The sequence below is a fragment of the Paracoccus sp. (in: a-proteobacteria) genome (assembly GCF_030538755.1).
In the GTDB taxonomy this organism is placed as follows: Bacteria; Pseudomonadota; Alphaproteobacteria; order Rhodobacterales; family Rhodobacteraceae; genus Paracoccus.
The window spans coordinates 1-2,869 of sequence record NZ_JAUNTJ010000047.1 but is presented as its reverse complement, the minus strand read 5'-3'; the positions used below and the strand labels follow the sequence as shown (position 1 = coordinate 2,869).

3 protein-coding genes are annotated in these 2,869 nt (G+C 67.4%); all 3 read right to left on the bottom strand.

Features of this window, described 5'->3' with window-relative positions; genetic code table 11:
- On the bottom strand, positions 1 to 1,075 hold a 1,075-nt coding region (locus Q4G14_RS15005; protein WP_303362572.1), incomplete at its 3' end, for a TrbI/VirB10 family protein.
- Positions 1,076 to 1,143: 68 nt separating this feature from the next.
- On the bottom strand, positions 1,144 to 2,130 hold the full coding sequence (trbG, locus tag Q4G14_RS15000; RefSeq protein ID WP_303362571.1) for a P-type conjugative transfer protein TrbG: 987 nt from the start codon (positions 2,128 to 2,130) through the stop codon (positions 1,144 to 1,146).
- The gene (gene trbF, locus Q4G14_RS14995) at positions 2,130 to 2,813 is read right to left on the bottom strand and encodes a conjugal transfer protein TrbF (RefSeq protein WP_303362570.1); all 684 of its coding nucleotides are present in this window, start codon (positions 2,811 to 2,813) and stop codon (positions 2,130 to 2,132) included. Before trbF ends, trbG begins: the two co-directional genes overlap by 1 nt.
- Between the last annotated feature and the right edge of the window lie 56 nt (positions 2,814 to 2,869).

Here is a 2,869-nt window from a genome sequence, read left to right as displayed (position 1 = left end):
GCCGTGCGCCGCTGACCATGGAGTTTTGAAAGGACCGGCCGATGACCCGCGTTGCCCTCGGCGCGACATCGAGCTGACGGCTGACGATTTCCTGACCGACATCGCCGATGGTGCCTTGCAGACCTTCGCGCAGGGCGCGGGCAAGCGGATCTGCATCTTCTGCGGCCAGTTCCACACCGGCAGCCAGCACGGTGGCAAGACCCGCCGCTTTCATCAGCTCCCAGCCATGATAATCAACACCGTCCTCCAACCCGGCAAAGCCCTGCGGGTCTGCGCCGGGCAGGCGTTCGAGGCCCAGCGAACGACCATCCGGCAGGATCAGCCGGGTCCAGACCAGCAGCACGCGGCGCTGCCCGAACCCTACATCGGCACTATATTCACCGATCAGCCGGGTGCCTTGCGGGATCAGCAGAAAGCGTCCCGAGGGGCTGTCATAGACGCTCTCGGTCACTTGCGCGGTGATCTGACCGGGCAGATCCGAGCGGATGCCGGTGATCAGCGCCGCCGGAATCACCGATCCGGCCTGCAACAGATAGGGCGAGGCAGGCGGCATCACCCGATCAGGCGCGACCGGCTGGCGATCCGCACCGCGCCCGAGGAAGCCCTCGGCCCCGCTGGACGGCACCACCCCACCGGCACCTTGCCCAAAATCGGGCAGGATCAGGCCCGGTGCCGCGCCGCCGGGCGCGCTCTGCACGAACAGCCCGCTGCTGCGCGCGGCCTCTTCCTCGGCCAGACGGCGTTGCTCGGCCTCGTCGGGCATGGGAGCAAGGTCCATCGCCGGCGGTATCACCGGCTCGCCGCGGGTCTGAGCATCGAGAATGGGCCGACCCAGATCGCCGGGCAGTGGCGGGCCAAGGCGCGGGCCGGTATAATCGCGCGGCAGGGTCTGCAATCCATCGGCGGCCTGACGATTGCCGGTGGTATAAAGCTCAGCCCCGCCCTCACCATAATCGCGCGGCTGCAACGCATAAATCAGCGCCATGCCGAGGCCCAGCCCTCCGGTCAGGCCGATCACCATCAACGCGCGGCGCGACAGCCGGGTCACGGGCGGCGGTGCAGCCTTCAGATGCATGGGCGCCGTAGCATCGACAGCGGGTGCCGGATCTTCATCCGGCGGCGTCGGATCAAGGTGAGCTTCTTTCATCGGGCTGCCTTTCTGCCAGTGCTGGTCGCGCGCGTGCCGGTGACAACCTGCGGGTTACGCCGCAGAATACGCACCACCTGCTGGCGCTCGCCGCCACCAAGGCGCAGTTCGGCCATGGCAAAGAGCCGGTCCACGATCAGCACATTGGACCAGATGCGGGTATTGACGATCTGGGGCTCGCCATCCGCGCCAAGAACGAAGATCGGTGGCATCTCGCCCTGCGCGATCCCGCCCGGAAAGACCACATAGACCCGGCGCCCGTCATCAAAGACCGAGGCCGGCCGCCAGGGCGGATTGTCGCCCGATACCGCATAACGATGGTTGCGGGCGGCAGGCGCGGGAATGACCGGCGCTGCGGCCCGTGCCGGGGCCGCCGGGGCCGAACTGCCGCGCGGATAGGACCAGCTGACCGCAGGCATATAAGGCCCTTCGCCCGAGCGCAGTTCCAGATGATAGCGCCGCCGGTCGGTGCCGATGATCAGATTGGTCGAGATATCGGGCCGCGTCGGCTTGACCAGAACATGGACGCGCTGGCTGGCGCCTGCGCCGCTGGTGGTATCGCCGATAATCCAGCGCGCCGTGTCGCCTGCGGCAATCGGCCCTGCCCCGGCGAGGCTCTCGCCCGGCTCCAGCCCGATATCGGTGATCTGGCCCGGTGCGGTATAGACCTGATAAAGCGCCCCTTCGCTGAAGGGATAGATCTGAATGGCGTTGTAATAACCCTCGCGGCGCGGCTCGACACGGGCGGCGGCATTGGCACTGCCGACCCGCGCGACCGGGGCCTGCGCTGCCACCCCGCCGCGTGCCGGGGTCCAGCCGGGCGGAGTATGCAGGGGGCGCGGCGCAGAACTGACAGCGGCGGGCGGCGTCGGCAATGGCGGGACCACCGGATCGTAGCGGAACGGCTCTTCCTGCGCCGCGCAACCAGCCAGCAGCGCCACGAACAACAGGATGGCGGGCTTGCGGAAATCTCGCACCAGCATCATGGCGTGGCCTCCCTCGACCAGTTGATGGCATGGACATAGATGCCAAGCGGATTGGCCCGCAGCGTCTCGGCGTCGCGTGGCGGTTGCAGCACGATGGTCAGGATGGCGCTCCAGCGCGTGGTTTCGGCAAGGGCACCGTCCTGATAGCGCCGCTCGGACCAGCTCAGCCGAAAGCTGTCGGGCGAGGCGCGGATCACGCTCGAGACATCGACCGAGATTTGCATCTCGCCGACCCGCGCAAAGGGATCGTTGCTGCGGGCATAATCATTGAGCGCCACCGCGCCCCGGTCGGTGGTAAACTCATAGGCGCGCAGCCAGTTCTGGCGCACGATGACCGGATCGGCGGCGATACCGCGCACTTCTTCAATGAAGCGGGCCAGATGCCAGGCGATCTGTGCATCCGTGGGCCGGTATCCGGCGGCGGCGGGGCCGACGGTCTGGGCCTGACCCAGCTCATCGACCTGCACCACCCAGGGCACGATACTGCCCCGCGCCGATTGCCAGACAAGGGCCGAGGCAAAGCCCGCGCTCATGGCGAGACAGGCAAAGGCCATCAGCCGCCAGTTCCGCGCCTGCACGCGGGCGGCGCCGATCCGGTCGTCCCAGACCTGTGCGGCACGCTGATAGGGTGTTACTGGCTCGGGCGTCTTGCCGTAATGCGGCGCTGGACGTTTGAAGATGCGTAACGGCCCGATTGGGACCGCCTTTTGATCCTGGTCTCAGATCTTAAGCTATG